Origin of the sequence: Aeromonas sp. HMWF016 (assembly GCF_963878195.1) — a bacterium.
GTDB classification, from domain to species: domain Bacteria; phylum Pseudomonadota; class Gammaproteobacteria; order Enterobacterales; family Aeromonadaceae; genus Aeromonas; species Aeromonas lacus.
Genome location: NZ_CAWNWX010000087.1, coordinates 25,203 through 39,361, shown reverse-complemented (window position 1 = coordinate 39,361; position 14,159 = coordinate 25,203). Strand labels below are relative to the sequence as shown.

The window sequence follows — 14,159 nt, the reverse complement described above, 5'->3', positions numbered from 1 at the left end:
TGCCTTCGGCGACGTGCGGCCAAAGGGTTAACGGGTCAACAGATGAACCAGCCGCGCGGCCACGCGGGCACTGCGGTTGTCCTGATCCAGCGTCGGGTTGTACTCGGCCAGATCGGCAAGCCTCAGCTTGCCGCTGGCCCGGATATGGGCGATCAGCGGTTCGATCACCGCCAGCTCCACACCGCGGGCGGCGGGGGCACTCACTCCCGGCATCAGGTTGCCGGGCAGCACATCGAGGTCGATAGTGAGGTAGAGGTGATCACAATCGGCGATAAAGGTGTCGAGCCCGCTTAGCAAGGCTGGCAGCCCGGCCCGGGTCATCGCCTCGTCCAGCACATGCCACACTCCCAGCGCCTTGGCGCGGGCAAACAAGGCTTGGGTATTGGCGGTCTCGGCCACCCCGAGACAGGCGTAGTGAAACGGCGTGCCCTGAGCGGCGCACTGCTCGGCAATCTGGAAGAAGGGGGTGCCGGAGCTGGCCAGCTCCTGCTTCATCCGCAGGTCGAAGTGGGCGTCGAGGTTGATGATGCCGACCTTGCCACTGCCGCCCAAATGACTGTTAAGGCCGCTCCAGCTGCCGAAGGCCACCTCATGACCGCCCCCCAGTACCAGCGGGAAGTGGCCCAAATCGAGCGCTGCAGCGACCCGCTCGGCCAGATGGCCGTGGGCGGCGTCGAGATCGCCATCGAGGCAGCTCACATCCCCGCCATCGTAGACGGGACGGTTCAGGTGCCAAGCGGTGTTGGCCAGCAGCTTGCGTATCACCAACGGCGCCCCGGCAGCGCCAATGCGCCCCTTGTTGCGGCGCACCCCTTCATCGCAGGCAAAGCCGAGCAGCACCACCCCGGCAGCCTCTTGTGCCCCGGCGGCCCAAGGCTGCACCTTGTCGTGCCAGCGCAGGGCCAATTCGCCATCTTCCGGATCCTGCCGCCCCTGCCAGAGCGACATATCGACCGGGTTGAACTTATCCATGGAGGCTCTCCTCGCCGTTGAAGATGCGGCCTGCCAGCTGATCGACGCCGACCATGTAGCTCAACTCGGCCGGATGGTTGCTGTGCCAGATCAGGAAATCGGCCGCCATCCCCACCCTGAGCTGGCCAAGGTTCTCCTGCTCGCCAAGCGCTTTGGCGGCGTGGCGGGTCACCCCGACCATCGCCTCCACCGGAGTCAGACCAAACAGGGTACAGGCCATGTTCATCGCCATCCGCAGCGAGACGATGGGGGCCGTGCCCGGGTTGATGTCGGAGGAGACCGCCATCGCCACCCCCGCCTTGCGCAGCGCGGCGACCGGCGGCAGTTTGGTCTCTTTGAGAAAATAGAAGGCGGTGGGCAGCAGGGTAGCGACTACGCCGCGCTGGGCCAGTGCCAGGATCCCCTGCGGATCCAGATACTCCAGATGATCCACCGAAAGGGCGCCGAAGTTGGCGGCGAGGGTGCAGCCACCGAGGTTGGAGAGCTGATCCATATGCCCTTTCACCGGCAGGCCGTATTGATCCGCCGCCAGATAGACCTGCTCGGTCTGGGCCAGCGAGAAGCCGATATGCTCGCAGAAGACATCCACCGCATCGGCCAAGCCCGCCTCGGCGGCGGCCGGGATAATCTCCTGACAGATGGTCTCGACCCAGGAGTCGGGATCGTCGCGATACTCCGGCGGCACCGCATGGGCCGCCAGCAAAGTGGTCTTGACCCGGACCGGCAGCACCTCTCCCAGCCTGCGGGCCACCCGCAGCATCTTGAGTTCATCATCCAATGTCAGGCCATAGCCGGACTTGATCTCCACTGTGGTGACCCCTTCGCGGATCAGGGATTTCACTCTCGGCAGCGCCAGCTCGAACAGCTGCTCTTCGCTGGCGGCGCGGGTGGCGCGCACCGTGCTGATGATGCCGCCGCCCCGACGGGCGATCTCGGCATAGGGCACCCCCTGCTGACGAAGCTCGAACTCCTCGGCGCGACTGCCGGCAAAGACCAGATGGGTGTGGCAATCGATAAGGCCGGGAGTGACCAGCTTGCCCTGCATATCCTGCCAATGGGCGGGATAAGGCCCCTTCAACTCGGCCATCGGCACCATTGCATGGATCTTGCCATCCTTTACGCCGATGGCATGGAGCGGCAGCAGACCGTAATCGGCCAGTCCGGCATTCAGGGTGGCGGGCGTCACGTTGAGCCAGACCCGCTCGCAGTTCAACAGTTCCTTGTTCATAGCGACCTCAAATGTATATACATATCCTTATAATCGATCCATCAGGCGAAAGAAAGAGCATGATTCACAACCTGATAACAGCATCACGCTTAGAGTTTAAGCACAAAAAAGCCCACCAGAGGTGGGCTTGAGAAGAATCGATTTGTATAGACAATCAAGATAGCTGCGCCTTTGAGCTCAGCTTGTAGCGGGAACCGGGGGAGAGCAATCTGGCGTAGGAGACCAGATGTCCTTCCGACCAGGTGCGCCTGTGCAACAATAGGCAGGGTGTATCCACGCGAATTTGCAACAATCCCGCCTCACCGGCACTCGGCAACACGGCTTCCACTACGTGCTCCATCTCAGAGAGGGGGCAGACATCCATCAGATAGCGGTTGGGAGTCTGCTTCGTGAAATCCTGCTCGCCATAACCCGGCAGCCGCTCGGCATCAACGAAGCGCTCCTCCAGCTGCAGCGGTTCACCATCGGCCTGATGGACGATGAGACTGTGGAAGATGGGGGCGCCAACCCGTAGGCCCAGCTGCACCGCCACCTTCTCGTCGGCGGCCAGCCGCTGCAACCGGATCACCCGGGCGCTGTATTCGCTGCCCCGCTCGGCAATCTCGTCGGCAATGTTGCGAATGGCCAGCAGCGGCGATTCGGTACGCCGATCCGCCACGAAGCTGCCGGATCCGGCGGTACGCACCAGCCACCCGTCGGCCACCAGTTCGCGCAGCGCCCGATTGACCGTCATCCGGCTCACGGTGAACTGCTCGCACAAGGCCGCTTCGGTCGGGATCCTGTCCCCCGCCTGATAGTGGCGTTCGCGGATCCGATCCAGAATATGCTGCTTGATCTGCAGGTAGAGGGCTGGCGCCAACGGGGTGCTCCTTAGCGCCGACGGTGGGGCGGTCGCATGTCCGGCCAGGCGCGGTAGACGTCGGGGATCTGATCCGGCCCGCTGATGCAGAGATCGAGATCGTGCAGCAGACCGTCCTTGATGCCGTAGATCCAGCCGTGGACGGCCAGCTCCTGCCCCTTGCGCCAGGCGTTCTGGATGATGGTGGTGTGGCAGACGTTGGCAACCTGTTCGGCCACATTCAGCTCGCACAGATAGTCGAAGCGCTCGTGCTCATCCTCGATGGCCTCCAGCTCTTCACCATATTTGAAGTAGACATCCTTGATGTTGCGCAGCCAGTTGTCGATGAGCCCCAGCTCCTGATTCTGCATCGCCGCCTTGACCCCGCCGCAGCCATAGTGACCGCAGACGATGATGTGCTTCACCTTGAGCACCTCGACCGCATATTGCAGCACCGAGAGGCAGTTGAAGTCGGTGTGAACCACCAGATTGGCGACGTTGCGGTGGACAAACACATCCCCCGGCAGCAACCCCATCAGCTGGTTGGCGGGCACCCGGCTATCGGAGCAACCGATCCAGAGGTATTCGGGAGCCTGCTGGGCAGAGAGGGTGGCAAAGAAGGCGGGATCTTCCGCTTTGATCCGCTCAGCCCACTCACGGTTATTGGTAAACAGGTCCTTCAACAGTTTCACTTCTGCTCTCCATCATGTGGCTGTGGCGGCAACATAACATACCCAAGGGTTATCTGGGCAAGCCCCGATTACCGGCGGCAGAAACAAAAACAGGGCCATCAGGCCCTGTTTTCAACGCGGAGGCATCACGCCTCCATGGCATCTTTCAGCTTCTTGAGTGCGTTTTTCTCAAGCTGACGCACTCGCTCGGCAGAGACGCCGTAGGTATCGGCCAGCTCCTGCAGGGTGGTCTTGCTGTCATCGTCGAGCCAGCGGGCACGGATGATGTGCTGGCTGCGCTCGTCGAGAGAAGAGAGCGCGGAGCTCAGACGGCGGGTCGCATGATCGTCCCAGTTGTCGTTCTCGATGGTCGCGGCCAGATCGGAGGATTTGTCCTCCAGATAGTGAACCGGTGCGAAACCGCCCTCATCTTCATCATCGCCAACCAGATCGAACGCCTGATCGTAGTTGCTCATGCGCGCTTCCATCTCGGTCACGTCGCTCTCGGAAACCCCGAGATCGGCAGCCACGGCCTTCACCTCTTCGTGGTTCAGCCAGCCCAGACGCTTCTTGGATTTGCGCAGGTTGAAGAAGAGCTTGCGCTGGGCCTTGGTGGTTGCCACCTTGACCATGCGCCAGTTGCGCAATACGTATTCGTGAATTTCGGCCTTGATCCAGTGCACGGCGAAGGAGACCAGACGCACGCCGACGCTCGGGTCGAAGCGCTTGACCGCCTTCATCAGACCGATGTTGCCTTCCTGTACCAGATCGGCCTGCGGCAGACCGTAACCGGCATAACTCTTGGCGACATGAACGACAAAGCGCAGGTGCGACATAACCAGCTGACGGGCAGCCTCGAGATCGCCATCCTGCTGCAAACGCTCAGCCAGCTCACGCTCTTCCTCTGCGCTCAGCACCGGAATAGAGTTTACTGCCTGGATATAGCCTTCCAGACTACCTTGCGGAATCAAAGCCATAGTGCGCTGCAATGAAGTTCCCATCTGTTACCTCTTACTTTTCAATCGAACCAGTCTAACACCCCAAGAGGGACTGTCTACTGACCGGGTCTCATTCTGCGGCTTACATCATAGATCACAAGCCCAGCTTTAGACTGGCTTATCTTATGCCTGCAGGATGAATCATGAATGAACAGTCAAAAAAAGGGGGTCACAATGAAGGACCCCCGAAAAGTAGCATGCTAAGTCCATTGTTGCGGAGCTCGCAACCTTCACATGCTTGCCAAGTCTGACGAGCAAGGCATAGGGGCCACACTCGTATAAATTCGTTCAGCTATTTGACTGCTTATAGAGCAGAAGGTTCACAGGATCCAGCAAAGATCCTGAAGATCGCCGTTATTCAGAATACTCCGAGAAGAGTGGCCAAGCCAGAAACGGCCACTCTTTTACTTGATCCGCTTCGCAAAATCCAGCAATTCACAATGTTGATAAATTAATCAGGAAGGCTCGATGTCGCGAATGTGGCGGTGAACCGAGAACCAGGAGGCGATCAGCCCCAGCAGAGCGCCCAGCAGGATCAGGTTCACCCCGTCCACCAGACCCATGCCAACCAGCTGGAAATTACTGTTATACAAGCCCGCCAGCTCTTTCACCACCCCCTCGCTCCAGATCACCATCACCTCGGTCAGCCACCAGGCCAGCATGCCGCCGATGACTCCGAACCAGATGCCGGTATAGAGGAAAGGACGGTGAATAAAGGCATCGGTCGCCCCCACCAGTTTCAGCACCTCGATCTCGGAGCGCTGGTTGAGGATGTTGAGGCGCAGGGTATTGCCGACAATCAGTAGCACGGCGGAGAGCAGCAGCACAGCAATACCGGTAATGGTGTGGCGCAGCAGGTTCATGATCCCCTGCAGACGGGTCAGCCACTGCAGATCCAGTTTGCCCTGTTCCACTCCATCCTCGTTGTTGAGCTTGCCGAGCAGCTCGGCGGCCCCTTCAGGATTCTGCCACCGCGGATCCGGAATGACGCTCAGCACAGGCGGCAGCGGGTTGCTGTCCAGATAATCGAGCGCATCGCCGAAGCCGGAGATCTCGCGAAACTCCCGCAGCGCATCGTCGCGGCTCATATAGGTGACCGAATCCACCTCGGGGTAGAGCAGGATCCTGTGCTGCAGGTCGAGAATGCTCTGCTCCGGCAGATCCTTGCGCAGATAGAGGGAGATCTGGGAGCTGGTCTGCCAGCTCCCCTCCACCACCTCGGCATTTTTCAGCAACACGTGGAAGCAGGAGGGCAGCGCCAGACTGACGCCGAGCACCGCCAGCGTCATCAGGGAAGCGAGCGGGTTGCGCCACAACTCACCCAGACTGGCAAGCGCCTGCCGCACGTGATCAACCCCGTACATCATGAGACGGCGCAACGGCGGTTGCTTGTGACGAACGATAGCCATCAGAGCTCCTCCCCAGCCGAATACATCCGCCCCGCCTTGAGGGTCAGGGTGCGATAGCGCATGCGGGCGATCAGCCCCAGATCGTGAGTGGCGATCAGCACGGAGACGCCGAAGCGGTTGAACTCCTCGAACAGCCGCATGATATCCATGGAGAGCTGGGGGTCCAGGTTACCGGTCGGTTCGTCAGCGAGCAGCAGCGGCGGCTTGTTGACGATGGCGCGGGCAATGCCGACCCGCTGCTGTTCACCACCGGAGAGCATGCGCGGCTGGTAGCGCTCCTTGCCGAGCAGCCCCACCTTGTCGAGCGCCGCGGCAACCCGCTTGTTGATGTCCGCGTGGCTGTAGCCATCGATCACCAGCGGCAATGCCACGTTGTCGAACACGGTGCGGTCCATCAGCAGCCGGTGATCCTGAAAGATCATACCGATCTGGCGGCGCACATAGGGGATCTGGCTGCGCTGGATATGGCTGACATCGTCGCCATGAAAGAAAACGCGACCATCGGTCGGTCGCTCCATCACGCTGATCAGTTTGAGGAGGGTACTCTTGCCCGCCCCCGAGTGTCCGGTCAGGAAGGCCATCTCCCCCTTGCGCAGGTGAAAGCTGACCTTTTGCAGCGCCTGATGGCCGCCGCTGTATACCTTGCTGACCTTGTCAAAACGAATCATAACGGTTCCCTGACATTGACAAACCCCGACCGAAGTCGGGGCATGGGATGTTTACTCATCGCGACTAAACAGGGCCTCGATAAAGTCGTTGGCGACAAAGGGACGCAGATCGTCGATCCCCTCGCCCACCCCGATATAGCGGATCGGGATCTGGAACTTGTCGGCCACCGCGAAGATGACACCGCCCTTGGCAGTACCATCCAGCTTGGTGAGGGTGATACCGGTCAGGCCTACTGCCTCGCTGAACAGCTTGGCCTGGCTCAGGGCATTCTGGCCGGTGCCGGCATCCAGAGTCAGCATGATCTCGTGGGGCGCCTCTTCATCCAGCTTCTTCATCACCCGCACCACCTTCTTTAGCTCCTCCATCAGGTTGCTCTTGTTCTGCAGGCGGCCGGCAGTATCGGCGATCAGCACGTCAGCCCCACGGGAGCGGGCAGCCTCGATGGCGTCATAAATAACGGAAGCGGAGTCGGCGCCGGTGTGCTGGGCAATCACCGGAATATTGTTGCGCTGACCCCACACCTGCAGCTGTTCGACCGCAGCGGCACGGAAGGTGTCACCAGCGGCCAGCATCACGCTCTTGCCCTCGGCCTGGAACTGCTTGGCCAGCTTGCCGATGGTGGTGGTCTTGCCGACGCCGTTTACGCCGACCATCAGGATCACGTAAGGCTTCTTGCTGGTGTCGATCACCAGCGGCTGCTCCACCTTGGCCAGCATCTCGCCCATGTCCTGCTTGAGCAGGCCGTAGAGCGCCTCGGCATCCTTGAGTTGCTTGCGGTCCGCGTGCTGCACCAGCCCCTCGATGATGCGGGTGGTGGTGTCGACGCCAAGATCGGCGGTCAGCAGCTGGGTCTCCAGCTCTTCGAACAGCTCATCGTCGATCTTCTTGCCACGGAACAGGCCGAAGAAACCGGAACCGATATTCTCCTTGGTGCGCACCAGACTGCGCTTGAGGCGGGCGAAGAAGCCCTCCCGCTGCGGCTTATCCTGAGTGTCGTCGTCCACCTTGGCGGCCAGCGGCAAAGCCGCCAGGGCGGCGGCCTCAGCCTCCATCGCGGCGACCAGACGCAGATCTTCCGCTCGCTGGGCCTCTTTGGCGATACGGGCTTCTTCCTCTGCCTGAGCTTCGGCAGCAATGAGAGCCTCTTCCGCAGCCCGAGCTTCAGCAGCAATACGCGCTTCTTCCGCGGCACGAGCTTCAGCAGCGATACGAGCCTCTTCCGCGGCACGAGCTTCAGCCGCAATACGTGCTTCTTCCGCAGCGCGAGCTTCAGCGGCAATACGAGCCTCTTCCGCAGCCCGATCTTCGGCAGCAATACGGGCCTCTTGCGCTGCGCGGGCTTCGGCAGCAATGCGAGCCTCTTCCGCAGCGTGAGCTTCAGCAGCAATACGCGCCTCTTCCGCAGCACAGGCTTCAGCAGCAATACGAGCCTCTTCTGCGGCTTTAACCTCGGCAGCAACACGGGCAGCTTCGGCAGCTTGCGCCTCTGCGGCGGCACGCTCCTCTTCCGCCATCAGGGATTCGTTGACGATCACCGGCTCCAGATCGGAGGCGCACTCCTCCACCACCAGCGGACCATGATCATCCAGCTCGGTTGGCGGGCAGCAATCGTCGTGCAAAACGGGATTCTGTGCGCTGGCGGGCACTTCGGGAGCAACGGCCGGCGTACTATCGGAAACAATCACATCGGAAACGGGAGCGGGGGTAGCAGTGACCTCAGGCTCAGCGGTAATCGGGGTGGCTTGGGGTGTCTGTGGTTGGACAGCCTCAGCCTCTTCTTTCTTGCGGCCGAAACCCAGCCAGGAAAACAAACCTTTTGCCATCTAAAAAATACTCACTTCGTTGGCTGACTGCTAAGATAGCCGTCCCTTGGCGGGTCGGCATAAAAATGAACCGCCTTATACTACCACTTTATTTTCTGACGATGAAACGCGATGCCCAGAGTGAAATCCAGCCGTAGCAACCCGAGCAAAAGCCCTGCCCCGCAAGGAAAATCAGGCTTTGTAAGAATCATCAGCGGCCAGTGGCGAGGCCGCAAATTGCCGGTCAAGGATGTGGAAGGGCTCAGACCCACCACGGATCGCGTCAAAGAGACCATCTTCAACTGGCTGGCTCCCCATATCCGCGGCACCCGCTGCCTCGACCTGTTTGCCGGCAGCGGCGGCCTTGGTCTGGAGGCGCTATCGCGCTATGCCGAGCAGGTAACCCTGATCGAGATGGACAGAGGGGCTGCAGAGCAGATCAAAAAGAATCTGGCCACTCTCGGCAGCACACAGGGTCAGGCCTTCCAGACCGATGCAGTGAGCTGGCTGCAAGGCCCGGCGACACCGTTTGACCTGGTATTTCTCGATCCGCCATTTCGTCGGGACCTGCTGCCACAAGTTTGCGAACTGTTGGAACAGCGCGGCTGGCTGGCCCCCGATGCCCTCATCTATCTGGAGCGGGAGAAGGAGATGGCCGATCTGGCGCTGCCCGTCAACTGGCAGTTACTCAAGGACAAACAAGCAGGCCAGGTCTGCTATCAACTCTATGTAAGGGAGGTAAACAATGAAGCGGGTATTTAATCTGCTGGCGATGGGACTGGTGCTGTTCTTCTGGTTTGGCGTTCTGATGAGCCTGATCGCCCCCCTGCCCGGCAAACTGAACGGCTTTTTGCCGGTCTGCGGCGTGATTGTCGCCCTGTTCCACTGGCTACAGGCCAGCATGATCAAGGCTGCCTGCAAACGCTACTTCGAAGTGACCAAGGCCGAGTTTGTCGGCGTGCTGGTCTTCGGCGTATTCGGCATGGTGGATATTCGCCATCGCCTGCAGGAGATTGTCAACGCAGCCCAGCGACCAAAGAATCAGGATCAGGCATAAAAGAAAAGGGGACGGCTTTCGCCGTCCCCTATAGTCGTGTCGTCCTGTCCGTAGAACTGCAATGCTCCCTGCAATCCCTGACGTTATCCTAATCCCTTGGAATATCCCCTTTCCAATCCGTTGGCGTGTCCTCAGCCTTCCTGGCTTGGCAATTCATCCCGAACTGCTTCACTGTCTCCGTCCTGGAGGTGTCCATTACCACGTCCTGTGGGGTTCCCTGCGTCTTCCTGACCGATAACCATCCGGATTATCTCGCTTCATCCTGAAGAATCCTGCCCGCATCCAGCGAGTTCCAGCTCATCCTGAAGAACGATGTCCTGTTCGTCCTGCTCTCGTCCTGAGAGTATCCCTGCCGCATCCCGCGGTGTTCCCTCATTCATCCGTGACGACAGTCATCCAGACCATCGAACTCATCCTGAGGTGTCCTTGCTCGCATCCTGCGAACTATTCCATCTTTATGCGCTGCTCTGCGTCCTGCAGAACCAGCTCCGTCCTTGTGAGACCCATAGTAAAGCGTTGCCGGATCAGAACAAGGGGGATTTCTGGAGAAAGATCCCGCCAACCGCTTGCCAGACAAAGTGGACTGCAAATATAACCCATTTAAATCAATATCTTATTTAGTTTCAATGGAAAGTGGACTCCACCCTGACTAGCTTCGCGCACGGGTTAAAGCTCCAGCCTCCTACAGCAGCTATGGCAGATCTCTTACACGGCAATCCTGCACCGGAATGGCCAGAGAAAACGGTTCAATTTCGCCGTAAAAGCTTAAAAATAAGTTGAATAAATATGCTCAAAAAAACCGCAAAAAAAAGCCGACACTGGGGCCGGCTATTTACGATTTTCACTGTGGTGCCAAACGTACCGTTCAGCTCACCCGGTTGCTCGGGTTGAGATAGGCTCTGCGCAGCGACTCGGGTGCCAGCACCTCCAGCTCGCCACCGATATTGTTCAACCAGCTGCGAAACTCCGGGGTGTCCTGCACTTCGGTCTCCACCACCACGCTGCGCTTGTCGTAGCGGGTCATCCGCGGATTGTTGCCCGGGATCTGGTTATCCACCAGCGACTGGCTGTTGGCATCGATCCGGCCGACAAAGCGGATTGGGCCGCTCACATCCTGATAGCCCTGATCACGGATCAGCTTCTGGATATTGAAATCCTTCGGCTGGGTCGCGCTGAAGTTGGTCAGCTCCACGTTCTTGATATGGTCGAACGGAATGCCGTAAACCTTGGGATCCAGCTCGGACAGGGTGCAGAGCAGGATCGGACCGTCCGGCTGATTGAGAATGCCGAGCGGATTGATACGGTCGTAGCAGAGCCACACGGTACGCTCTTTGATCACGCGCTGGATCTCGGCGCTGAACTTGCGGCCACGCCACAAGGCATCGCGGATCAGGGTGCTGCGGCGGATCTCCGGGTTGCCGGCAAACGGGCGCGGCGACTGGTGCACGCTCTCCAGCCAGCGTTCGGCCAGTTCACTCTGGCTGTCGCGGATCACCTGGCTGGCCTTGTCGACCAGCGGGTTCAATTCGGTCAGCACACTCGCGGGCAACAGCTGGCTGGCCTGGTCGCTCCAGGTTTTCAGCGCAACGGCCAGCGAGAGCGGCATGATGTTGGCAAAGTCATTGAGGCCGTGGCGCTCGAAGCACCAGCCATGGGGTTTGCTGCGCTCGTCCGAGGTGAGGTCGAACAGTCCCATGCCGGACATCTCTTCCAGGTCCCGTTGCACGGTACGCAGACTGACGTGGATACCTTCCTCTTCCAGTTTTACCTGAAGTTGGCTGGCGGTCAGCTTGTAAGGGCGGTGCGGGATGCAACGCGCCAAGGTCAGTTGTCGTAACAGCTTCTTACTCATGGTGCATGCCTTCACTGGTTTAGCGTTGACTGTATGCTAATGGCATCTTGCGACAGTCTATGTCGCAAGTTTTGCCGCGACAACTGTCGCCATTTTCATACAAAACGCACTATGCTATTGATTTATATATAAAAACAATCAGCAAGGAAGGCTAAAAATTGAAAAGATTTGCAGAAAAAACATCAAATTAAAGCTCTGTATCAAATGAATAAGGCAGCATAAAAAACCATTCAATCAATGATTAGCAGCCAGTCGTATAAAAAGAGGAGGAGAAAGCTCTCCTCCTCACCAGATTTACATCAGCCATGACCAGGGCGACTTGGTGACCGCGGCGCCAACCATATAGCCAAACACTGCCAGCGCAGCCAAGCCGGCCACCAGCTTCTGGCCACAGGCCGGACGCTTGAGCGCCATGACACCCAGACCGATATAGAGCACCAGTGCAATCAGCTTGGCCAGCAGCCAGGGTTGCTGACCCGGGCTCAGCTGCAATGCCACCGCCAGCAGAACACCGAGCAGCAGCAGGAAGGTGTCGTTGATATGGGGCAGGATCTTCAGCCACTTCTGCTGTAACCGCGCGCTGCCGGACAGTGCCAGACTCCAGCGGTAGGCAAACAGCAGCAGGCTGACCAGCGCCAGCGTCATGTGCAGGTGTTTGAGCATGGGATAATAGGCAATCATTTTGCTTCCTTGTCGTCGTCGGGTAGCCCGCTGTTCCAGTTGTGGGCATGAATACGCTCCTGCCCCTCCTCGTCGTCTTGCAGCAGATCGGAGAGGATCTCCCGGTATTGCAGACTCTTGTTGATATAGGTGTGTTCGTCGTCGAGATAGTTGACCTGCTCGCGCAGCAACCAGTTGTCGTGCTGTTTGAAGGTCTGGCCCGCTCGCCAGGCCTGGTTGGCGCGAAAACCGAGTTGAGTCAGGGCTTCCACCCCCAGATCCACGGCTGATCCCAGCGTTTCCCGATATACGCTGTCGACACCGTGGCGCAGGATCTCGTGGGCATGGGGACGATCCTGCGCCCGCGCCAGGATCTTCAGATGGGGGAAGTGCTTCTGCACCATCTCGATCACTGCCAGCGAAGTGGCGCTGTCGTTGATGGAGAGCACCAGCAACTTGGCCTTGTGAGCGCCGGCAGCATGCAGCAGATCAAGGCGACTGGCATCGCCATAGAACACCTGATAGCCATATTTGCGCAGCGTCTCTATCTGGCTGGCATCCTGCTCGAGGATGGTGGTGCCGATGCCATGCCCGTGCAGCAGACGTCCCACAATCTGACCGAAACGGCCGAAGCCCGCGATGATCACCGGATGCTCCACCAATTCGGGTTGTTCATGCTGCGGCACCTCACTCTGGTTACGGTAATCGAACCAGGGCTGGATCACCCGATCGTTGAGGATCAGCAGCAACGGCGTCAGCGCCATGGAGAGCGCCACCACTAGCGTCAACAGGGAGATGGTCTCGCTGGGTAGCACCCGGTTTTGCGCGGCAAACGAGAAGAGCACGAAGGCAAACTCCCCCCCCTGGGCGAGCGCCAGCCCGAAAGTCCAGCGCTGACTCGGAGAGATGCGCAAGACGAAGCCAAGCGCCATCAACACCAGCCATTTGAGCACCATCAGCCCCACCACCAGCGTCGGGATGAGGAAAGGGTGTTCGGCAAACAGGCCAAAGTTGATACCGGCCCCCACCGACATGAAGAAGAGGCCAAGCAGCAGCCCCTTGAACGGCTCTATGTCCGCCTCCAGCTCGTGACGGTATTCGCTGTCGGCCAATACCACGCCGGCCAAGAAGGAGCCGAGAGCGGGTGAAAGCCCGACTGATTCCATCAGCACGGCAATGGCGATCACCAGCAGCAGGGCTGCGGCGACGAAGATCTCCCGCATGTGTGACTGGGCAATGGCCCGGAACACCGGCCGCATCAGATAGTGGCCGCCCAGCACGATGCCGGAGATTGCCGCGACCACCAGCAGACCGTGTTGCCAACCCGCCAGCTCGGAGCCGCCATTGTTGCTCACCGGCGCCATGGCCAGCAGCGGCAGGATCGCCAGGATCGGAATGACGGCGATGTCCTGAAACAGCAGCACGGCAAAGGCGGAGCGACCGCTCTCGCTCTGCATCAGCTTGCGCTCCTGCAGGCTCTGCAACACGATGGCGGTGGATGAAAGCGCCAGAATGAGGCCGATGGCCAGCCCCTGTTGCAGCGGCAAACCGATCAGGTGTGCCACGCCGGTCAGCGCCGCCGTGGTAAGCAGCACCTGCAGGCCGCCGGTGCCGAGGATCGGCCCTTTCAGTTGCCACAAGAGGGCCGGGCGCAATTCAAGACCGACCAGAAACAGCATCAGCACCACGCCAAACTCGGCGAAGTGCATCACATCCTTCTGCTCCCCCACCAGCCCCAGCAGAAAGGGGCCAATGATGATCCCCGCCAGCAGATAGCCGAGCACCGAGCCCAGCCCCCAGCGTTTGGCTAGCGGCACCGCGATGACGGCAGCAGAGAGGTAGATAAAGGCATCAAACAGGATCCCGTGGCCCATTAGTCAGCCCTCCGTTTGAACATCTGATCCGGCTCATAAGCTCGGCCAACAAGCTGCCCGTGTTTCATGAGAGCACCTCCAGCAGATCGCGCAGATAGGGGCGGCTGGCCAGCTGCTCCGGCGTGAGTT

Annotated in this window: 13 protein-coding genes and 1 pseudogene; 2 read left to right on the top strand and 12 right to left on the bottom strand. The window is 59.6% G+C overall.

Features of this window, described 5'->3' with window-relative positions:
* Positions 1–27: 27 nt before the first annotated feature.
* The 8 genes from hutG to ftsY all read right to left on the bottom strand — a co-directional run bounded on the left by hutG (position 28) and on the right by ftsY (position 8,608).
* On the bottom strand, positions 28–972 hold the full coding sequence (gene hutG, locus AACS24_RS13950; RefSeq protein ID WP_108571053.1) for a formimidoylglutamase: 945 nt from the start codon (positions 970–972) through the stop codon (positions 28–30).
* Entirely contained in the window at positions 965–2,200 is a 1,236-nt protein-coding gene (gene hutI, locus AACS24_RS13945; RefSeq protein ID WP_108571052.1) for an imidazolonepropionase, read from the bottom strand. The genes hutG and hutI overlap by 8 nt, the downstream gene beginning before the upstream one ends.
* Positions 2,201–2,354: 154 nt before the next feature.
* Entirely contained in the window at positions 2,355–3,059 is a 705-nt protein-coding gene (gene hutC, locus AACS24_RS13940) for a histidine utilization repressor (protein ID WP_108571051.1), read from the bottom strand.
* An 11-nt stretch (positions 3,060–3,070) separates the two neighbouring features.
* Positions 3,071–3,730, bottom strand: a complete 660-nt coding sequence (can, locus tag AACS24_RS13935; protein ID WP_033112576.1) for a carbonate dehydratase — start codon at positions 3,728–3,730, stop codon at positions 3,071–3,073.
* Between the two features lie 125 nt (positions 3,731–3,855).
* Positions 3,856–4,710 (bottom strand): RNA polymerase sigma factor RpoH, encoded by an 855-nt coding sequence (rpoH, locus tag AACS24_RS13930; protein WP_041209606.1) that lies wholly within the window; start codon positions 4,708–4,710, stop codon positions 3,856–3,858.
* Between the two features lie 452 nt (positions 4,711–5,162).
* Positions 5,163–6,116 carry a permease-like cell division protein FtsX gene (ftsX, locus tag AACS24_RS13925; protein WP_108571050.1) on the bottom strand — a complete coding sequence of 318 codons (954 nt, stop codon included), beginning with the start codon at positions 6,114–6,116 and terminating at the stop codon, positions 5,163–5,165.
* Positions 6,116–6,784, bottom strand: a complete 669-nt coding sequence (ftsE, locus tag AACS24_RS13920; RefSeq protein WP_033112579.1) for a cell division ATP-binding protein FtsE — start codon at positions 6,782–6,784, stop codon at positions 6,116–6,118. Before ftsE ends, ftsX begins: the two co-directional genes overlap by 1 nt.
* 51 nt (positions 6,785–6,835) lie before the next feature.
* The gene (gene ftsY / locus AACS24_RS13915; RefSeq protein WP_108571049.1) at positions 6,836–8,608 is read right to left on the bottom strand and encodes a signal recognition particle-docking protein FtsY; all 1,773 of its coding nucleotides are present in this window, start codon (positions 8,606–8,608) and stop codon (positions 6,836–6,838) included.
* A gap of 111 nt (positions 8,609–8,719) precedes the next feature.
* Here ftsY and rsmD point away from each other — a divergent pair, with 111 nt between their 5' ends.
* Positions 8,720–9,349, top strand: coding sequence for a 16S rRNA (guanine(966)-N(2))-methyltransferase RsmD (gene rsmD, locus AACS24_RS13910; protein ID WP_108571048.1), 630 nt, complete (start codon positions 8,720–8,722; stop codon positions 9,347–9,349).
* Positions 9,333–9,644, top strand: a complete 312-nt coding sequence (locus tag AACS24_RS13905; RefSeq protein ID WP_108571047.1) for a DUF1145 domain-containing protein — start codon at positions 9,333–9,335, stop codon at positions 9,642–9,644. Before rsmD ends, AACS24_RS13905 begins: the two co-directional genes overlap by 17 nt.
* Before the next feature lie 865 nt (positions 9,645–10,509).
* On the opposite strand, the gene AACS24_RS13900 is transcribed toward AACS24_RS13905, so the two are convergent.
* The 4 genes and pseudogenes from AACS24_RS13900 to AACS24_RS21955 form a co-directional block, all read right to left on the bottom strand.
* Positions 10,510–11,496 carry a helix-turn-helix transcriptional regulator gene (locus AACS24_RS13900; protein WP_181364181.1) on the bottom strand — a complete coding sequence of 329 codons (987 nt, stop codon included), beginning with the start codon at positions 11,494–11,496 and terminating at the stop codon, positions 10,510–10,512.
* Between the two features lie 294 nt (positions 11,497–11,790).
* The gene (locus tag AACS24_RS13895) at positions 11,791–12,177 is read right to left on the bottom strand and encodes a SirB2 family protein (RefSeq protein ID WP_108571045.1); all 387 of its coding nucleotides are present in this window, start codon (positions 12,175–12,177) and stop codon (positions 11,791–11,793) included.
* Positions 12,174–14,030, bottom strand: a complete 1,857-nt coding sequence (locus tag AACS24_RS13890; RefSeq protein ID WP_108571044.1) for a monovalent cation:proton antiporter-2 (CPA2) family protein — start codon at positions 14,028–14,030, stop codon at positions 12,174–12,176. Before AACS24_RS13890 ends, AACS24_RS13895 begins: the two co-directional genes overlap by 4 nt.
* A gap of 64 nt (positions 14,031–14,094) precedes the next feature.
* A pseudogene (locus AACS24_RS21955) lies at positions 14,095–14,159 on the bottom strand (NAD(P)H-dependent oxidoreductase); the annotation flags it as partial.

Bases quoted from the DNA above. Each gene is read 5' to 3' on its own strand.
- AACS24_RS13890 (WP_108571044.1), bottom strand. From the start codon at position 14,030: ATGGGCCACGGGATCCTGTTTGATGCCTTTATCTACCTCTCTGCTGCC.
- rsmD (WP_108571048.1), top strand. From the start codon at position 8,720: ATGCCCAGAGTGAAATCCAGCCGTAGCAACCCGAGCAAAAGCCCTGCC.
- AACS24_RS13905 (WP_108571047.1), top strand. From the start codon at position 9,333: ATGAAGCGGGTATTTAATCTGCTGGCGATGGGACTGGTGCTGTTCTTC.
- ftsE (WP_033112579.1), bottom strand. From the start codon at position 6,784: ATGATTCGTTTTGACAAGGTCAGCAAGGTATACAGCGGCGGCCATCAG.
- hutG (WP_108571053.1), bottom strand. From the start codon at position 972: ATGGATAAGTTCAACCCGGTCGATATGTCGCTCTGGCAGGGGCGGCAG.
- hutI (WP_108571052.1), bottom strand. From the start codon at position 2,200: ATGAACAAGGAACTGTTGAACTGCGAGCGGGTCTGGCTCAACGTGACG.
- ftsY (WP_108571049.1), bottom strand. From the start codon at position 8,608: ATGGCAAAAGGTTTGTTTTCCTGGCTGGGTTTCGGCCGCAAGAAAGAA.
- rpoH (WP_041209606.1), bottom strand. From the start codon at position 4,710: ATGGGAACTTCATTGCAGCGCACTATGGCTTTGATTCCGCAAGGTAGT.
- AACS24_RS13900 (WP_181364181.1), bottom strand. From the start codon at position 11,496: ATGAGTAAGAAGCTGTTACGACAACTGACCTTGGCGCGTTGCATCCCG.
- AACS24_RS13895 (WP_108571045.1), bottom strand. From the start codon at position 12,177: ATGATTGCCTATTATCCCATGCTCAAACACCTGCACATGACGCTGGCG.
- ftsX (WP_108571050.1), bottom strand. From the start codon at position 6,116: ATGGCTATCGTTCGTCACAAGCAACCGCCGTTGCGCCGTCTCATGATG.